At 66.4% G+C, this 18,834-nt stretch carries 11 protein-coding genes; all 11 read left to right on the top strand.

Annotation, left to right across the window (positions count from 1 at the left end; translation table 11 throughout):
* Positions 1–23 precede the first annotated feature (23 nt).
* The 11 genes from BSZ36_RS17860 (at position 24) to BSZ36_RS17810 (ending at position 18,833) form a co-directional block, all read left to right on the top strand.
* A complete protein-coding gene (locus tag BSZ36_RS17860; protein WP_094551836.1) occupies positions 24–1,262 on the top strand; it encodes a glycoside hydrolase family 130 protein in 1,239 nt (412 codons plus the stop codon).
* The gene (locus tag BSZ36_RS17855; RefSeq protein ID WP_218827755.1) at positions 1,259–2,488 is read left to right on the top strand and encodes an AGE family epimerase/isomerase; all 1,230 of its coding nucleotides are present in this window, start codon (positions 1,259–1,261) and stop codon (positions 2,486–2,488) included. Before BSZ36_RS17860 ends, BSZ36_RS17855 begins: the two co-directional genes overlap by 4 nt.
* 4 nt (positions 2,489–2,492) lie before the next feature.
* Positions 2,493–2,753, top strand: coding sequence for a helix-turn-helix domain-containing protein (locus BSZ36_RS17850; RefSeq protein ID WP_094551832.1), 261 nt, complete (start codon positions 2,493–2,495; stop codon positions 2,751–2,753).
* Positions 2,754–2,764: 11 nt separating this feature from the next.
* Positions 2,765–4,111, top strand: a complete 1,347-nt coding sequence (locus BSZ36_RS17845; protein WP_094551830.1) for a glycoside hydrolase 5 family protein — start codon at positions 2,765–2,767, stop codon at positions 4,109–4,111.
* Between the two features lie 79 nt (positions 4,112–4,190).
* Entirely contained in the window at positions 4,191–7,184 is a 2,994-nt protein-coding gene (locus tag BSZ36_RS17840) for a TonB-dependent receptor (protein ID WP_094551828.1), read from the top strand.
* Positions 7,185–7,241: 57 nt separating this feature from the next.
* Entirely contained in the window at positions 7,242–9,842 is a 2,601-nt protein-coding gene (locus BSZ36_RS17835; protein WP_094551825.1) for a T9SS type A sorting domain-containing protein, read from the top strand.
* Positions 9,843–9,968: 126 nt separating this feature from the next.
* A complete protein-coding gene (locus BSZ36_RS17830; RefSeq protein ID WP_094551823.1) occupies positions 9,969–11,141 on the top strand; it encodes a glycoside hydrolase family 26 protein in 1,173 nt (390 codons plus the stop codon).
* Between the two features lie 7 nt (positions 11,142–11,148).
* Complete coding sequence (locus BSZ36_RS17825; protein ID WP_094551821.1) at positions 11,149–12,321, top strand: glycosyl hydrolase; 1,173 nt, start codon at positions 11,149–11,151, stop codon at positions 12,319–12,321.
* A 37-nt stretch (positions 12,322–12,358) separates the two neighbouring features.
* Positions 12,359–15,145, top strand: a complete 2,787-nt coding sequence (locus tag BSZ36_RS17820) for a discoidin domain-containing protein (RefSeq protein WP_094551819.1) — start codon at positions 12,359–12,361, stop codon at positions 15,143–15,145.
* A gap of 26 nt (positions 15,146–15,171) precedes the next feature.
* Positions 15,172–17,433 carry a glycoside hydrolase family 3 N-terminal domain-containing protein gene (locus BSZ36_RS17815; protein WP_094551817.1) on the top strand — a complete coding sequence of 754 codons (2,262 nt, stop codon included), beginning with the start codon at positions 15,172–15,174 and terminating at the stop codon, positions 17,431–17,433.
* Positions 17,430–18,833 (top strand): sugar MFS transporter, encoded by a 1,404-nt coding sequence (locus tag BSZ36_RS17810; RefSeq protein ID WP_094551815.1) that lies wholly within the window; start codon positions 17,430–17,432, stop codon positions 18,831–18,833. The genes BSZ36_RS17815 and BSZ36_RS17810 overlap by 4 nt, the downstream gene beginning before the upstream one ends.
* The last annotated feature ends 1 nt before the right edge of the window (position 18,834 follow it).

Here is an 18,834-nt window from a genome sequence, read left to right as displayed (position 1 = left end):
CATCTTTGTATCCGCCCTCTCCAATGGCTTTCGGCTCTTCCTTCTCCTCTGGGGGTGACGGCGCCCCCTCACCCTCGCCCTCGCCAGAGGCCCGTCTCCGCGCGCTCCGCGACGCCCACGAGGCGCTCCTCGCGCGGCCCAACGAGCCCGAAGCGCTCGGCAACGGGATCTACACCCGCTACCGCTACCCCGTCCTCACCGCCGAGCACGCGCCTCTGGCGTGGCGCTATGACCTCGACCCCGAGACGAACCCGTTCATGATGGAGCGGCTCGGCGTCAACGCCGTGTTCAACGCGGGCGCCATCAAGCACGAGGGGCGCTACCTCGTCGTGGCGCGCGTCGAAGGCGACGACCGGAAGTCGTTCTTCGCAGTCGCCGAGAGCCCCAACGGCGTCGACGGCTTCCGCTTCTGGGACGAGCCTCTGGCGATGCCGGAGACCGACGACCCGGACACGAACGTCTACGACATGCGCCTGACCGCGCACGAGGACGGCTGGATTTACGGCCTCTTCTGCACCGAACGCGCCGACCTGGAGGCCCACGCCAGAGGTGACCTCTCGGACGCCATTGCGCAGTGCGGGATCGCGCGGACACGCGACCTGAGGACATGGGAGCGTCTCCCGGATCTGGTAACGCCGTCGCCGCAGCAGCGCAACGTGGTCTTGCACCCGGAGTTCGTCGGGGGAGAGTATGGGCTCTACACGCGGCCCCAGGACGGGTTCATCTCGGCAGGCTCGGGCGGCGGCATCGGCTGGGGCACTTCGCCGACGATGGACGGCGCGCGTGTGGACGCCGAGCGCGTGATCGACCCTCGCGTCTACCACACCATTAAAGAGGTCAAGAACGGGCAGGGTCCACCGCCGCTCAAGACCGACGCCGGGTGGCTCCACCTGGCGCACGGCGTCCGCAACACGGCCGCGGGGCTGCGCTACGTGACCTACCTGTTCATGACCGCGCTCGACGAGCCGTGGCGGATCACGCACGCCCCAGGCGGTCACCTCATCGAGCCGCAGGGCGAGGAGCGCGTCGGCGACGTCTCCAACGTCACGTTTGCCAACGGCTGGATTCTGGACGACGACGGGGCCGTGCTCATCTACTACGCCTCGTCGGACTCCCGCCTGCACGTCGCCACCAGTACTCTAGGCCGGCTGGTGGACTACGCGCAGCACACGCCGGAGGACGCGCTCCGCTCGGCGGCCTCGGTCGAGCAGCGCCTCGACCTCATCCGGCGCAACCGCGCCGTCCTCGACCGCTCGGAATGATGGACGCCCTCGCCCGACTCGCCTCTGGCGCTCGCGCCGAACTCGTCGACCACATCCTGCCGTATTGGGCCGACCGGACCATCGACCCCGTGCGCGGCGGCTTCATCGGGCGCATCGACGGCCACGACCGCCCCGAGCCCGGCGCCGCCAGAGGCGCCGTCCTCAACGCCCGCATCCTGTGGACCTTCTCTGCGGCGTGCCGCACGCTCCAGACGGACCAATGGTGTGACGAAGCCGACGAGGCCTACCACGCCCTCCGCGACCGCTTCCGCGACCCCGACCACGGCGGCATCTATTGGATGGTCAGCGCCTCTGGCGAGCCGACGGAGACCAAGAAGCAGGTTTACGCGCAGGCGTTCGCCATCTACGGCCTCGCGGAGTACGTCCGGCATTCAAAGGACGCGGAGGCGCTGGCCTGGGCTCAGGACCTGTACCGATTGATCGAGCGGCGGGCCGTCGACCCCGTGCGCGGCGGCTACCTGGAGGCGTTCTCTCGCGAGTGGGGACCTCTGGCGGACGTCCGCCTCAGCGAGAAAGACACCGACGCGCCGAAGACGATGAACACGCACCTCCACGTCCTGGAGGCCTACACCACGCTCTACCACGTCTGGCCCGACGCGGGCCTCGCCGCCCGCATCCGCGCGCTCCTCGACCTGTTCCTCGACCGCGTGATCGACCCCGTGACGGGCCACCTCGGGAGCTTTTTCGGCATGGACTGGACGCCGGCCTCTGGCGTCGTCTCTTACGGGCACGACATCGAAGCGAGTTGGCTGATGGACGAAGCGGCCGATGTGCTCGGCGACGACGAGCTCAGCACCCGCGTGCGCACCGCCTCGCTCCGTCTGGCTCGTCTCGCGTGCACCGAAGGCCTCGACGAAGACGGTGGCCTCTTCAACGAACGGGACGCCAGCGGCCACCTCGACGCCGACAAACATTGGTGGCCACAGGCCGAGGCCGTCGTCGGCTTCCTCAACGCGTACGCGCACACAGACGATCCCGCCTTTGCGCGCGCTGCGGCCCAGGCCTGGGCCTTTATCCAGCAGCACATCATCGACCGCGAGGGCGGGGAGTGGTTCTTCCGCGTTTCCCGCGACGGCACGCCCTACCGCGAGGAGGACAAGGTGGGCCCCTGGAAATGCCCCTACCACAACGCCCGTGCGTGCATGGAAATCATGCACCGGGTCCCGACGCCCGAGCCACTGGCGGCTCGCGCGCACCCTGCCTGATCCGATGGGCACGCCGCGACGATCCAAGCTCGTCTCCCCCCACGAACTCAGCGCGGAGGTCCGCCGCTGTCGCCAGCGGCAGGGCCTCTCTCGCGCCGATGTCGCGTCTCGATTGGACCTAGACGAGGCCGACGTGGTCCGCGCTGAGAGCCACCGCTGGGGCTCGATGATCCGCGTTCGCAAGGCCATCCTCGAACGCCTCGCGGGCTGCACGCTCGAAGGCCCGTATTACCGCGTCCGACCTCTCGATCCCGACGCCTCTTGATCCCCGCCTCTATGCTCCGCCCGCCCCTGGCGCTCGCCGCCCTCGCCGTCCTCCTGTCCGTGGCGCCAGCGGCCCAACCCGACGCGTTCGTCCGCGTCAAGGACGCCCACTTCGTCCGCGACGGCCAGCCGTACTACTTCGTCGGCGCGAACCTGTGGTTCGGCATGAACCTGGGCTCGCCAGAGGCCGGGGGCGACCGTGAGCGGCTCGTGCGTGAACTAGACCGGTTACAGGCGCTCGGCGTGACCAACCTCCGCGTGATGGCCGCCAGCGAAGGACCCGCAGGCGAGCCGTGGCGCGTGCATCCCGCCGTGCAGAACGCCCCCGGCGAGTACGACGAGAGCCTCTTGCGCGGGCTGGACTTCCTGCTCGCCGAGATGGGCAAGCGAGACATGACGGCCGTTCTCGTGCTCAACAACTTCTTCCACTGGTCGGGCGGGATGGCGCAGTACCACAGCTGGGCCTCCGGCGAGCCCGTCCCGTATCCCAACGCCGGCGAGCACACCTGGGACGAGTTCCAGATGTTCGCCGCCGAGTTCTACGTCGATGCCGAGGCTCAGGCGATGTTTGAAGCCTACCTGCGCCACGTCGTCCTCCGCGAGAACACCATCACCGGAGCCGACTACCGCGACGACCCGACGATCATGGCGTGGCAACTCGGCAACGAGCCGCGCGGCTTCCAGAACTCCGACGCTTACGTCCTCTGGGCCGACCGCACCGCCGCGCTGCTCCAGACGCTCGACCCCAATCACCTCGTCTCGCTCGGCGGCGAAGGCAAGCTCCAGAACGGCTACGAAGTGCCGCGGACCCAGTTCGAACGCGTCAGCTCGTCCCCCCACCTGGACTACCTCACCGTCCACATTTGGATCGAGAACTGGCAGTGGTTTCAGCCCAGGACCGACCCCGAAGGCACGTTCGTAGAAGCGCTCGGCAACGCGCTCGCCTACCTCGGGGACCACGCCGCCATCGCAGACCGGCTCGGCAAGCCTCTCGTCGTGGAAGAGTTCGGCGCCTCCCGCGATGGGCTCGATTACCGGCCCGAAGCCGCCACGACGTATCGCGATCGCTACTACCGCGCCCTGTACCAGGCCATTTACTCCCTCGCCGTCGCTGGGCGCCCCGTTGCTGGCAGCAACGTGTGGTCATGGTCTGGAGAAGGCAAGCCTCTGGCGCCAGGCGGGACGTGGGAGCCCGGCAACCCGCTCACCGGGGATCCGCCGCACGAGAACCAGGGGTGGTATTCCATCTACGCCGAGGATGACAGTACGCAGGCCGTTCTCAAACGCTATGCAGCTCTAATGCGGGCACTTGGAGCCTCTGATGAGAACCCCGCGACAGACCCTTCGGGACGGAATTAAACAGATCGCTTGCATTCGTCAATTTGATTGACATACTTTCTCGGAACCGCTTCCGGGTCCCGAGGCCCTGCATGCCCTAATGACTGCGACACTCTCCCGCACCCTCCTCGTCTCCGTGCTCATGCTTGCTTCTGCGCAAGCCTTCGCTGCGGTGCCCCTAGACGCCGCCGGTCGAGTCGTGGGAACCGTCTCCGATGCCGTATCGGGCGAGACTCTCATCGGTGCCAACGTCCTCGTGGTGGGCACCTCCCTCGGCGCCGCGACAGATCTCGACGGGCGCTTCTCGATCCCCAGCGTCCCTTCGGGTGAGCAGCGGCTCGTGGTGTCCTACGTTGGCTATCAAAGCGACACGCTCACCGTAAGCGTGCCCGACCGGGGTACCATCGAGGTAGAGGTCTTTCTACAGAGCGCCACGTTCGAGGGGGTGACGGTCACTGCCCAAGTTGCTGGCCAACTCGCGGCCATCAACGAGCAGTACCGGAGCCGGACGGTCGTCAACGTCGTCTCGGCAGACCGAATCCAGGAGCTCCCAGACAACAACGCCGCAGAATCCATCGGGCGCCTACCGGGCGTTGCAATTCAGCGCTCGGGCGGAGAGGCCAACTCCGTCTCCATCCGTGGGCTCTCGCCGGAGTTCAACAACGTTACCGTTAATGGTGTCCGCCTAGCAGGAACGGACGGCGGTAACCGGTCCGTCGACCTCTCGCTCGTATCGAGCAACATTCTCGACGGCATTGAGGTCCGCAAGGCGATCACTCCTGACATGGATGCCGACGCCGTGGGCGGAACGATCAACCTCCGTCTCAAAAATGCGCCCTCCCGCCCGGCGCTGGACCTCCTCGCCCAGGGTGGGTACACCGGTCTCCAGGGCTACCTCGGCAACTACAAGTTTGTGGGGACCGCTAGCAATCGGTTCTTTCAAGACCGGCTGGGAGCCATCGTCACGTTCAACGCTGAGGAGTATGATCGGAGCGCGGACAAGCTGAACGTGGGATATGGGCTCGGCTCGCTCACGGATGGGTCGGGGGAATCCGCACTCTACGTAAACGACCTCTCGACCCGTGAGGAGACGGTCCGGCGCGGGCGCACAGGAGGCAGCGTACTCCTCGACTACACCCTCCCGGGTGGACGAGCGACGGCCAACGCGTTCTACAACTCACGCAACGACGACGCGCGCTTTCGCTACCAAAACGTGGCAGACCGCCTCGCTTACAACCTCGAACGGCAGCAGAACGAGACGTCCCTCCTGTCTAGCGCGCTCGGCGTCGAGCAGGACTTCGGATGGATCCAGTACGACGCGACGGCCACGCTCAGCACATCACGCGCGAAGAGCCCGGAGAACTTCACGTGGGTGTTCAACAAGGAGGGGACGGGCTTCGGACAAGGAACCGAGGCGCGCTACAACGTCTTTCCAGAGGACGTCACGGTCCTCGTAGACTCGACCACTGAGCTCTCCCAGCTCTGGGTTGACGATAGCCGCCTGGACGAAGACCAGATGGGCGTTCAGGCAAACCTGCAGGCGCCATTCCGGCTAGGAGACTTCATCTCGGGATACGTCAAGACCGGAGGCAAGCTCCGTTGGCTGGATCGGACCTTTGACACCAACCGGTTCGGTCGTCAAGGGCTCCAGTATCCAGACGCGCAGCTCTATGAGTGCCTCGCGCAGGGGGTCCCTGACTTCGCCGATCAGTTCCGGAACGGGGATCGCCTACCCATCGGCTCTGTCCTGACGGACTACGATCGGGGTACCGATTTCTTCGACGGGGTGTACGGGCTCGGGCTGGTTCCTGACGAGGACAGGCTCATGGAGCTGACGCGAGCCCTGCAAAACCCCGACTTCTGCTCGGACCCGCGCGACGTACCCGGCGCTGAGGTCTACTTCGGCGAGTACATCCCGGAGTCGATTGGATCGCTAGGGCGCGACTACGAGGGCTCGGAAAACTACCAGGCAGGGTACGTGATGGCTGAACTCAATCTCGGCCCCTACCTCACGGTGATCCCGGGCATCCGCTACGAGAGAGACAACACCTCGTACACCGGGCAGGTCTTCCGCGCCGTCGCGACCGGGCAAGCTGGTCAGCCGCCGAGAGACTACGAGCGGATCACTCGGGATCGCACGTTCGACTACTGGCTGCCGATGGTCCATGCCGACATCCGGCCGACCGACTGGTTCTCGCTCCGACTGGCCCGCACCGAGACGCTCATCCGGCCCAGCTTCAGCCAGTACGCGCCGATCACGTCCATCGACATCTACAGTTCGTCTGTCGTCGCTGCGAACTCGCGCCTGAGCCCTGCTTCAGCGGTGAACTACGACGCGTCCGCGCAGGTCATCCGAGGCAACCTGGGCCTTGTCGGTGTCTCCGGCTTCTACAAGGAGATTGACAACCTGGTTGTTGGGGTCGGCATCCCGATCACGAGCACGCTTCCGCCGCCGGAGGGTACCAACGTGCCGGAGGCGTGGTACCAGACCGCACGCCCGACGCTCTACACGCAGATCAACAGCCCTGAGCCGACCACGTTTTACGGCTACGAGCTCGAATGGCAAACCAACTTCTCGTACCTACCCGGCCTGTTGAAAGGGATCGTCCTCAACCTCAACTACACGCGGGGTTTCTCAGAGACGACCTACTTCAGCTACCTCTTGGAGAGTGAGACGGTCTGCAACCCCCGACCATGCTCGCAGACGTTTTCGGTGAGCGACACCTCGCGGGTAGGACGGATGCCCGGTCAGGCCGCGCACATCGCGAATGTGACGCTGGGCTACGACTACAAGGGGTTCTCAACGCGGGTGTCCTACCTCTTCCAGAGCAACACGACGTCGTCCGTTTCCACGAACGACCCGCTGAATGATCGCTTCGTAGGGGACTACTCCCGCTTTGACTTGTCCGTCCGCCAGAAGCTTGACCTGGGTGTCGAGGTCTTCGTCAACCTGAACAACCTGAATAACAGGCCGGACGTCGCGTACACGAACCAGAACTCCACGACAGGTGAGTACTCGTTTACGGATCGAGGCCTCGCCAACCGAGAGCTCTATGGCTACACCGTAGATGTCGGCGCTCGATACCGGTTCTAACACCCCTCTCCCGTCGGCCCTCGGTCGGCTCCTCACTCAAACCCTCCACGGATCGACATGAGAAATCTCTACTCCTACGCCTTCGGGACCATCGTGATGATGGCTCTTGGGCTGACCCAAACGGCGAACGCGCAGTTTACGACGTGCCCGGCCAGCCCCGCAGAGTGCGTGGTCGAATGGGACGGCGATGGCGATTTTCTTCCTGACATCAACGCGCTACGCAACACGGTCGCAAACGACACCGACCGACCCGAAGACCGCGTTTACGTTCTCCGTCGCGGCGGGCTCTACTACAACGAGGATCGCATCGTCAACGACGGATTCGACCTTCGCCTCGATGGACAGACGGCGGACCAAGCCCGCCCAGAGGACAACGTTTGCGGGGCCTCCGGTACCGAAGACTGCGGACCTGCTACGCTGCAGCGATTCGTCCGAGATGACGGAACCGTTGACGCCGTCATGATCGAGAGCAGCAACGGCGGCGGACACGAGTTCTCAAACCTGTGGATCATGGGTCAGGACAACACGGGCATCACCGCCAACTATGAACCCATCGTTGTCAACTCTTCGGGCGCCATGCTTTCGTACGACGGCGTCATCTTCGATCGCAACGATTGGCATCACCTCGGCGTGAAGGGCGCGGATAACATCGTTCTGATGCAGAATTCCAGCTTCCGCAACCTTACTGAGAACACGCAGCGCTACGGCGGACGTGGGATCCGGTTCGAGGCGGGAGCAGACTCGGTTGTGTTCGAGAACAATACGTTCTTCAATATCACGTCGTTTCCTTTCCAGTCAGAGGCTGCGCCGATACGATCGTTCACGTTCAACCATAACACATTGGTTAACTTCGGTCTGGCATTTAACGCGGGCGGAATTTGGATTCGTTCCTTCGTGTCGAACAACATCATGGTCAACCCCTTCTGGCAAGGGGAGAGCGCGGACTTGTACAATGAGCCAAACCGCGCAGATCCATTCTCGGGCGTGTTCGGCGTAGCCGCGCTACCCCCTCGTTTTGGGTTCGAAGAAAACCGACGCATTGCTCTCGTAAACAATGCGCACTGGAGAAGCCCAGAGCTTGAAAACTACTACACGACATTTGACCCTGTCGTTCGGGCTCAGCCGTTGGTGAATGACTCGACCCAGAGCTTCTTCAACCTCTACCCTGGAATGGTTCGGCAGGGCAACATCAACGTTTCACCAAACCTCGCGGTGGCGCCTCTAACGAACGAGGTGTATACCACGATGCAGTCTTTTATCGAGAGCGTGACGAATGCGGGGCCCACTCCGTTCGCGATTCTCGATTGGGATCCAGGTCGTCTAGACAACCCATTGGCGATCAACTGGCCACTGCCGGAGGACTTCTCGTACACAACGCCAGCCCTCCTGACGGCAGGGACAGACGGCTTGCCGCTCGGAGATCTCAACTGGTTTCCCGCAGCGAAGGCCACTTACCTCGCTAACCGCACGCAGTACCTCACGGACATCGTCGACCTGACGGGTCCGCCTCCGGAAAACGAGATCGACGGCCTGATCGTACAGGCAGAGGCCGGTACGATCGGCGACAACGCGGCTGTGAACTCCGTAGAGGGCTTCACAAGCATTTTCGTCACCTCTGGCGGATTCATCGAGCACACCTTCACCGTTCCGACCGACGGCACGTATGGCCTGAACATCAACACGGATCTTCGGGGGAGCGACCCTCGAGGCGAGCGGTTCCTCCTCGACGGCCTGAACCTGGAGAATGACGACAACGCAGGTGAGCTCTTCTTCTGCACCTCGGCATGGACCGGTGGCACGTGTGATCATCCGATCGCCACGGCCGATGGGTTCACGGTGTACGAACTCCGCAACGATCATCTCATCAACGATGCCGTAGATGGGCTCGTCCTGACGGCTGGTACGCACACGCTGCGGATTGAGCCGGTCTGGGGCTACCAAGCCTTCGCCGAGATTGAGGTGGTGGATGCTGGTGGGACGGTGGTGGACACGATGACCCCGCCAGAGGCGATCACCGAAGGCGTCGAGGAAGTGTGCGAGGACGACACGCAGTACTGCCCGCAGGGCTTCAAGTCGGTAAACCTCGACATGGATGGATCGGTGACGCTGGCCTACCCCATCATCGAAGGGGGACAGAGCGTCACGGTGGTGTTCTTCTATGAGTCCGAGTCCGGAGCCTCTGGCGAATTGCTGATCGACGGGGCGAGCGCGGCCAACCTGACGTTCACGCCGAGCCCCGAGGGCAGCCGCGGGACGGTGACGGCCTCGCGGATCAACATCACGCCTGGCACGCATACGTTCACGCTCTCGACGACCACGGGTGATATCGACCTGGACTACGTTCAGTTCGCGGTCTTCGCCAACCCGAACTCCACGGGACTGGAGCCTCTCCCAGAGGGCTGGTCGCTGGGCAACTCGTTCCCGAACCCCGCCTCTGGCGCGGCCTCAATCCAGTTCCAACTGGGAGAGAGTGCTGACGTCCAACTCGCCGTCTTCGACGTGTTGGGCCGGAAGGTGGCGACGCTCGTGGACGGTCCCATGTCCGCAGGTCCGCATCAGCTCCGCGTCAACACCGCAGAGCTAGCGAGCGGCACGTATGTCTACCGCCTGACCACACCGGTCGGCGTGCAGACGCGCCGGATGACGGTCGTGCGGTAACCCGTGAGGAGTGGGGGGGCACGCCCCCTGCTTCCGTTGAACCTGGGACCCCCGCTCGGTGCGGGCGAGCGGCAACTGCCGCGACCGCCCTTTACCGGGCGGGGGTCTCTCTCTTTGCCTCTGGCGATGCGACTTCGTTCCTCCCTGTTCATTCTCGCGACCGCTCTTCTGGCTATCGCTGGGTGCGCCTCTGGCGGAGCCGCCCGAGGCGGCGCGGATGGCCCGCGCCCTGCAGACCCTGACGCGCTACCCCAAACGCAGGCGCTGTTTGCGAACCTGCTTCAGATCTCGCCCGACCACGTACTCTTCGGGCACCACGATGACCTCGCGTACGGCACGACGTGGCGTGGCGAGCCCGGACGCTCCGACGTGAAGGAGACCGCCGGATCCTATCCGGCCGTATACGGCTGGGACGTGAGCCGCCTCTTCCGCCGCAACCGGCTGGACCAGCCCGACCCCGAGCGCCAGGCTGAACTCCGCACCTGGATTCTGGACGGCCACGCCAGAGGCGGCGTCGTGGAGTTGTGCTGGCACATGGAGAACCCCGTCGCGCGGACCAACTCCTGGGACACGACGCGCGCCGTCTACGCCATTCTGCCCGGCGGCGAGCGCCACGACCTGTACCGGGGCGCACTGGACGAACTCGCGGCGTTCCTGAAAACGCTGACGCCAGAGGGTTCCGATGAGCCCGTTCCCGTCATCTTCCGCCCGTTCCACGAGCACACCGGCGACTGGTTCTGGTGGGGGCGCGCCCACAGCACGGTCGAGGAGTTCACCGGCCTTTGGCGCTTCACGGCCGAGTACCTCCGCGACGAAAAGGAGGTCCACAACCTGCTGTACGCCTACTCCACTGATGTTTTCGACAGCCGCGAGGAGTACCTGGAGCGGTATCCCGGCGATAACATCATCGACATCTTAGGCTTCGACGACTACCACAGCGTCAAGACCGTCGCCTCGCGCGACACGTTCGCGATGCGTCTGCGGACGGTCGGCGAGCTGGCAACGGAGCGCGGCAAGCTGGCCGCGCTGACCGAGACCGGCGTGGAGACCGTACCGGATTCCATGTGGTGGACGAACGTGCTCTTGCCCGCCATCAAGACCGACGCGATGACGCGCAGGATCGCCTACGCGCTCGTCTGGCGCAACGCCAACCCGGACGGCGACCGCGCGGACCACTTCTACGCGCCGTTCCCCGGCCACCCCAGCGCGCCCGACTTCGTCCGCTTCTACCAGGACGACTTCGTGCTCTTCGAGGACGAACTGCCTGACCTGTACACGCTCCCCGGGAGCACGCCCTAGCCCGCCGATGTTGCCTCGTTCCTTCTCTCGTGCTCTGGCGGTCCTCGCGCTCGCCGCGAGCCTCGCTGCCTGCGCCTCTACGCCGCCTCTGGCGCCAGAGGCCGAGGGCCCAGACCTCGTGGACCCGAATGCGACGGCAGAGACGCGCGCGCTCTATGCCAACCTCCAGCGGATCGCGCCCGACCGCGTCCTCTTCGGACACCAGGACGACCTCGCGTACGGCGTGGAGTGGGTGAACGAGCCGGGCCGCTCGGACGTGAAAGAGACCGCAGGCGACTACCCCGCCGTCTACGGCTGGGAGCTCGGCGACCTCGAACTCGGCAACGCTGCCAACCTCGACGGCGTGGATTTCCAGAACATGCAGCGGTGGATCCGCGAGGGCCACGCAAGAGGTGGCGTCATCACGCTCGCGTGGCACATGGCGAACCCCGTCTCGGGCGGCAACACCTGGGACACCACGCGCGCCGTCTACGCGGCTCTGCCAGGGGGGGAGAAGCATGAGGAATTCCGATCCTGGCTCGACACGTTCGCGTCCTTCGTGGACGGCCTCCGCGATGCCAACGGCCGACCCATTCCCATCCTCTTCCGCCCCTACCACGAGCACACCGGAAGCTGGTTCTGGTGGGGCCGCGACCTCTCGACCGTGGAGGAGTACACGGGCCTCTGGCGCTTCACCGTCGAGTACCTCCGCGACGAGAAAGGGCTGCACAACCTGCTCTACGTGTACTCGCCCGACGTCTTCCAGACTGAGGCGGAGTACCTGGAGCGCTACCCCGGCGACGACTACGTGGACGTGCTCGGCTCGGACGATTACCAGGCGCTCCGCTCCGATTCAACCGTCGCCGACATGACGCGCCGCCTCGGGATGGTCGTCCGCATGGCCGACGCCAGAGGCAAGCTCGCTGTGCTCAGCGAAACGGGCCTGGAAGGCGTGCCCGACGCGGATTGGTGGACGAACCGCCTCTTGCGCGCCATCGAGTCCGACCCCGACGCGCGGCGCATCGCCTACGCGCTCGTCTGGCGCAACGCCAACGCCGAAGCCCGCGCCGCCAGCGGCCAGAGCACGACGCACTACTTCGGCCCACACCCCGCCGGCGCCGACGCCGAGGACTTCCGGCGCTTCGCCTCACGCGACTTCGTCTGGCTCGAAGGCGACCTGCCCGATCTCTACGAGCAGTAGGTCCACCCCGCTGCTCTCGCCCGTACTCCCGCCCATCATGTTCCGCCGGATCCTCGCTTCTTTCTTCCTGACGCTTCTCGCCGCTGGCGCCGCGCCAGCGGCGGCGCAGAGCACCATCGCGTTCAACGACCAGGACTTCTGGCTAAGCGGCGGCAACGTGGCCTGGGTAGACTTCTCGCGCGACATCGGCCCAGGAAACACCGACCTCGCGCAGTTCGAGACCATCTTCCAAGAGCTTCACGCGAGCGGCGGCAACGCGATGCGCCTTTGGCTCCACACGACGGGGGACGCGTCGCCAGCGTACAGCGCTACCGAGACGGGCGTGATCACCGGGCCGGGCGAGGGGACCATCGAGGATCTGCAGGCCATCCTGGACCTCGCGTGGGAGAACGAGATCGGGCTCAAGCTCTGCCTCTGGTCCTTCGACATGCTCCAGTCCGGGCGCTCAGCGACCAAGCTGGCGCAGAACCGCGCGCTGCTCGAGAGCGCGGCCCTGACGCAGACGTACATCGACAACGCCCTCGTACCGATGGTGGACGCGCTGGAGGACCACCCGGCCATCATCGCCTGGGAGATCTTCAACGAGCCCGAGGGGATGACGCGCGAGTTCGGCTGGACGCCCGAGCGCGTCGGCATGGCCGACGTCCAGCGGTTCGTGAACCAGACCGTCGGCGCGATCCACCGCGCGGCCCCTGGAGTGCTCGTCACCAACGGCTCGTGGAGCTTCCGCGCTTCGTCTGACCGGCTCTCGCAGGAGGGCCAGCCGGACATGAACTACTACGCCGACGCCCGCCTCGTTGCCGCTGGAGGCGACCCCGACGGCACGCTCGACTTCTACAGCGTCCACTATTACGAGTGGGGGGGGACGGCGCTGTCGCCGTTCCACCACCCGGCCAACTACTGGGGGCTGGACAAGCCCATCGTGATGGCAGAGTTCTACCTCGGCGGGAGCAACGGAGGCGGTGACGGCAACAACGACGCCGTCTATGGGGTGCCGTACGGGGACCTCTACACGACGCTCTACGACACCGGCTACGCGGGAGCGCTTGGGTGGCAGTGGTTCAACTACCCCGTCAGCGCCGAAGGCGTCGTCAACTGGCCGCGCATCCTGGAATCCACCCAGACGATGTTCGATCTCCACCCCGAGGACGTGGACATCGACCCCGGCTTCCGCCTCCTGAGCTTCACGGCCTCTCCCGAGGGCATCGAAGCAAGACAAACGAGCACGCTGGAATGGTCCACGAGCAACGCGACGGTCACGCTCGACGGCAGCCCGGTCGACGCCTCTGGCGTACTCGCCGTCTCGCCAGAGGCCACAACGACCTACACCCTCGTCGCGACGGACGTGGACGACGCCACGAATACGGAGACAGCTTCCGTCACCGTCAGCGTGCTGGAGCCGAGCGAGGTCAACCGCGCCCTGAACGGTCCCGTCACGGCCTCCACCTACGAGACCTGCTGCGGCGTAGACCGCGTGCCTGAGGGCGCCGTGGACGGCGACCCCACCACGCGCTGGGCCAGCGCCTGGAACGACGGCGCCTCTGGCGGGACCGCCGACGAGCAACTCGACGACGACCCCAACGACGAGTGGATCGCCGTCGACCTCGGCCAGGCCTACGACATCGCGCGCGTGGTCCTCTCCTGGGAAGCCGCCTACGGCGCGTCGTACGACATCGAGGTGTCTTACGACGGCCACCTCTGGCGCTCGGTCTATGAGGAGCGCAGCGGCGACGGCGGGACGGATGAGATCACGTTCGCCACGCCCGCCAGCGGCCGCTTCGTGCGGATGCACGGGCTGGACCGCGTGACCATCAGCGGCCAGCGCTACGGGTTCTCGCTCTTCGAGATGGAGGTCTACGGGCTCGAATCCGCGCTCCAGCCGCCAGAGGTCGCGTTCGCCAACCCCGGCCTCCAGGCCATCTACGTGCCGGGCGTGAACCTTACCCTCACCGCCGAGGCGACGGACTCCGACGGAACCGTCGCGAGCGTCCAGTTCGTCCTCGACGGCGAGCCTCTGGCGACCGACGCCGCGGCGCCGTTCACCGCGGCGTGGAGCGGTGCCGAAGCGGGCGAGCACGTCCTCACCGCCATCGCCACCGACAGCGACGGGCTCGTCGTCTCGACGGGGGACTACCCCGTCCTCATCGCACCAGCGGCATCGTTCCAGCGCTACGAGGCCGAGGCCGCCCAGGCCTCTGGCGACATCGCGACCGTCAGCGAGTCCAGCGCCAGCGGCGGGAGCTACGCCGAGATGAACGGCGAGAACGGCGGCACGCTCGTCTGGACCGTGGACGCCGTCCGCGCAGGCCCTGCGACCGTGACAGTCGGCTACCGGCTGCCCTTCGGGGAGAAGACGCAGTACCTCGTCGTAGACGGCGATTCTACATCCGTCCGCTTTACCGGCCCGGACAACCAGTGGCTCCAGCGCCGCGTCACGCTCGACCTGGAGGCGGGCGCCAACACCATCCGCATGGAGCGCTTCTGGGGCTACATGCACGTGGACTATCTCGGCGTCGAACTGGCCGCTGTCGTCGGGACGGACGACGCGCCAGAGGCCTCTGGCGCTCCGCGCCTCGGCCCCGCTGCGCCCAACCCCTTCTCGGACGCCACGACGCTCACCTACCGCCTCGCAACGCCAGGGGCCGTCCGCCTCGACGTGCTCGACGTGACCGGCCGCCGCGTGGCCACTCTCGCCGACGGCCCGCAGGACGCGGGCGCCCACACCGTCCGCTTCGACGCCAGCGGCCTCAGTAGCGGCGTCTACCTCGTCCGCCTCCAGGCAGGCGACGCCGTCCAGGTCCGCCGCGTGCTCCTCACCCGCTAGCCTCTGGCGCCCCCGATCCCTCCTTCATGCATCGCTTCGCACCTCTCCTCATGACCCTGGCCGTGGCCGCCGCTCAGGCGCAACCCGCTGACTTCACCCCGTCCGACCGCGTCGAGTCGCTCCTCTCGCAGATGACGTTGGCGGAGAAGGTCGGCCAGATGACGCAGCTCACGCTTACGCCTCTCGCGGTGGCCCCGTCGCAAGGGAGCGGCCGGGTCGAGATGGACGCCGCCAAACTCCGCGAGGCCGTCGTCGACCGCGGCATTGGCTCCATCATCAACGTCCACGATGACGCGCTGCCCGTCGAGGGGTGGCACGCGCTGCTGCGAGAGATCCAGACCGTCGCGCTCGAAGAAGGGCGCCTCGGTATTCCCGTCCTGTACGGCATCGACAACGTCCACGGCGCCAACTACGTCGTCGGCGGGACCATCTTTCCGCACGGCGTCGGCATGGGCGCGACGTTCGACCGCGACCTCGCCGAGCAGGCGGGCATCGTGACCGCCTCGGAGAGCGCCGCCGCCGGGTTGACGTGGAATTTCGCACCCGTCATGGACGTAGGTCGCCAGCCGCTCTGGCCGCGTTTCTACGAGACGTTCGGCGAGGACCCCTTTCTCGCGGGCGAACTGGGCGCCGCGACGATCCGCGGTCTCCAGGCCTCTGGCGAGATCGCGGCCACGATGAAGCACTACCTGGGCTACGGCGGCCCGATCTCCGGCAAAGACCGGACGCCTATCGAGGGCTCCATGCGCGTCGTCCGCGAGCGGCACCTCCCGCCATTCGCCGCCGCCGTGGAGGCGGGCGCAATGACGGTGATGATCAACTCCGGCGAGATCGACGGCGTGCCCGTCCACGCCAGTCAGTACTGGCTGACCGACGTGCTGCGCGGCGAACTTGGCTTCGAGGGCGTGGCCGTCACGGACTGGGAAGACATCATCTTCCTCCACACCCGCCACCGCGTCGCTCCGACGATGAAGGACGCCGTGCGGATGGCTGTGGAGGCGGGCATCGACATCAGCATGACGCCCTACGACTACGACTTCACCGACCTGCTGGTCGAACTCGTGGAGGAGGGCACGATCCCTGAAAGCCGCGTCGACGAGTCCGTGCGGCGCATCCTCACGCTCAAGGAGAAGCTCCACCTCTTCGACGAGCCGCACCCCAACCCCGCCCTCGCGGGCGACGTGGGGACGGACGCGCATACCGAAGCGGCCCGCCAAGCCGCGCGCCAGTCCATCACGCTGCTCAAGAACGAGGGCGCCATTTTGCCTCTGGCGCCAGAGGCAAAGGTCGCCGTTATCGGCCCCGCTGCCGACGACCTGACGGCGCTCCACGGCGGCTGGAGCTACACCTGGCAGGGGACCGACGACCAGTTCTTCCCCGAGGGCTCGCCGACGCTGCTCGACGCCATCCGCACCCGGGCCGCTGGCGCGAGCTACGCCAGAGGCGCGACGTGGACCGACGCGGACGACGTGGAGGCCGCCGTCGCCGCCGCGCAAGAGGCCGACGTGGTCGTTCTCGCACTCGGCGAAACCGGCTACGCCGAGTGGGTCGGTGACATCGAGGACCTCGCGCTGCCCGACGCCCAGCTCGACCTCGCGCAGGCCGTCATCGCGACGGGCACGCCAGTCGTGCTCGTCCTTCTCGAAGGGCGCCCGCGGCTCATCAACCGCATCGCCAGCGGCGTGCAGGCGGTCGTGATGGGCTACTGGCCCGGCAGCGAGGGCGCCGAAGCGCTCGCCGAGACGCTCTTCGGCGAGGTCAACCCGAGCGGCCGCCTCTCGATGACCTACCCCGATGGCCCCAACGGCATCACTGCCTACGACCACAAGTACCCCGAGGCGCTTGGCGTCGGCTTCACCCGCATCCCCGACGGCTTCGTGCCGCAGTTCGAGTTTGGCGATGGACTCAGCTACACGACGTTCGCCGCCAGCGGCCTGAGCACGAGCGAGGCCGAGATCGGGACGGACGGCGAGGTGGACGTGGAGGTGACGATCACGAATACGGGCGACCGCGCGGGACGCCACGCCGTTCTCCTCTTCTCGCGCCAACACTTCGCGAGCCTCACGCCCCACGTTCGCCGCTTGCGCGACTTCTCAGACGTGGACCTGGAGCCGGGCGAGTCCGAAACCGTCCGCTTCACGCTCACGCCAGAGGACCTCGCCTTTATCGGACTGGACGGCCGGCCGGTCGTGGAGCCGGGCACGTTCAGCGTCATGATCGATGACCAAGAGGCCACGTTCGAGGTGATCGGCCCCGTCCGGTTCCTCGCCGACGTCCCGCGCCGATGAGCACGACCTCGCCCTCGCAGCCACAGAGCGCGCCAGAGGCCCCCGGCGCCACGCCCGCCGCCCGCTACCGGACGCCGTTTATCGTCGTCACGAGCCTCTTCTTTATCTGGGGGTTCATCACCGTGATGGTGGACGCGCTCGTGCCCCGGCTGAAAGCGGTCTTCGAGCTGAGCTACTTCGAGGCGGCGCTGGTGCAGTTCGCGTTTTTCGCGGCGTACTTCATCGTCTCCATCCCGAGCGGCAACCTCATCGCGCGGATCGGCTACAAGCGCGGCGTGGTCGTGGGGCTGCTCGCGATGGGGGCGGGGTGCCTGCTGTTCGTGCCGGCGGCGGGGATCCGGGTGTACCCGCTGTTCTTGCTCGCGATGTTCGTGCTCGCGGGCGGCATCACGGTTCTGCAGGTGGCCGCGAACCCGTACGTGGCCGCGCTCGGACCGGCGCGCACCGCCTCGTCCCGGCTCAACCTCGCGCAGGCGTTTAACTCGCTCGGGACCACCATCGCGCCGCTCGTAGGCGCGGCGTTCATCCTGGGCAACACGGTCCTCACCTCGGACGAGATCGGCGCGATGTCACCCCAGGCCAAGGCGGCCTACTTCGCGGCGGAGGCGGGGACGGTGCAGACGCCGTTCATCGTCCTCGCGGTCATCCTCGCCGCTATCGCCGTCGGCTTCGCGCTGTTCAAGCTGCCGACGATCCTGGAGGGCGACGGGCACATCGCGGGCAGCTACCGCGCCGCGCGGGCCTCTGGCGCGCTGATGTGGGGCGCCCTCGGCATCTTCGTCTACGTCGGCGCCGAGGTCGCGATTGGCAGCTACCTCGTCAACTACTTCCTAGAGTTGGACGTGGCCGCGCTGGTGCGGGAGAGCCCGGGACTCGCGGGTATCGCGGGCTTCCTCTCCGGCGGCGACTTCGAGACGTTCAACGTGGAGCGGCTGGCGGGCACGTTCGTGGCGCTCTACTGGGGCGGCGCGATGATCGGCCGGTTCGTGGGCTCGGCGCTCCTCCAGTTCGTCTCGCCCGGACGGCTTCTGGCGCTGTTCTCCGGCGCGGCCATCGCCCTGATCGCGCTCAGCGTCTCGTCCTCTGGCGCCGTCGCGATGGTGGCGATCCTGGCCGTCGGGCTGTGCAACTCCATCCAGTTCGCGACCATCTTTACGCTCGCCATCGACGGGCTGGGCGAGAACACCGCGCAGGGCTCGGGCATCCTCTGCACGGCCATCGTGGGCGGCGCGATCATCCCGCCGCTCTACGGGCTCCTGGCGGACTCGGCCGGCGTGCAGCCCGCGTTCCTGCTCCTCACGCTCTGCTACGGATACATCGCGGCCTACGGCCTCTGGCGCGCCCGCGCCACGCCCGAGGCGCCCATTCCAGAGGCGCATCTGGTAGCCACCACCGTCTGAC

The organism is Rubricoccus marinus (assembly GCF_002257665.1).
GTDB classification, from domain to species: domain Bacteria; phylum Bacteroidota; class Rhodothermia; order Rhodothermales; family Rubricoccaceae; genus Rubricoccus; species Rubricoccus marinus.
The sequence above is the reverse complement of the archived record's forward strand: the minus strand, read 5'-3'. Positions and strand labels throughout refer to the sequence as shown.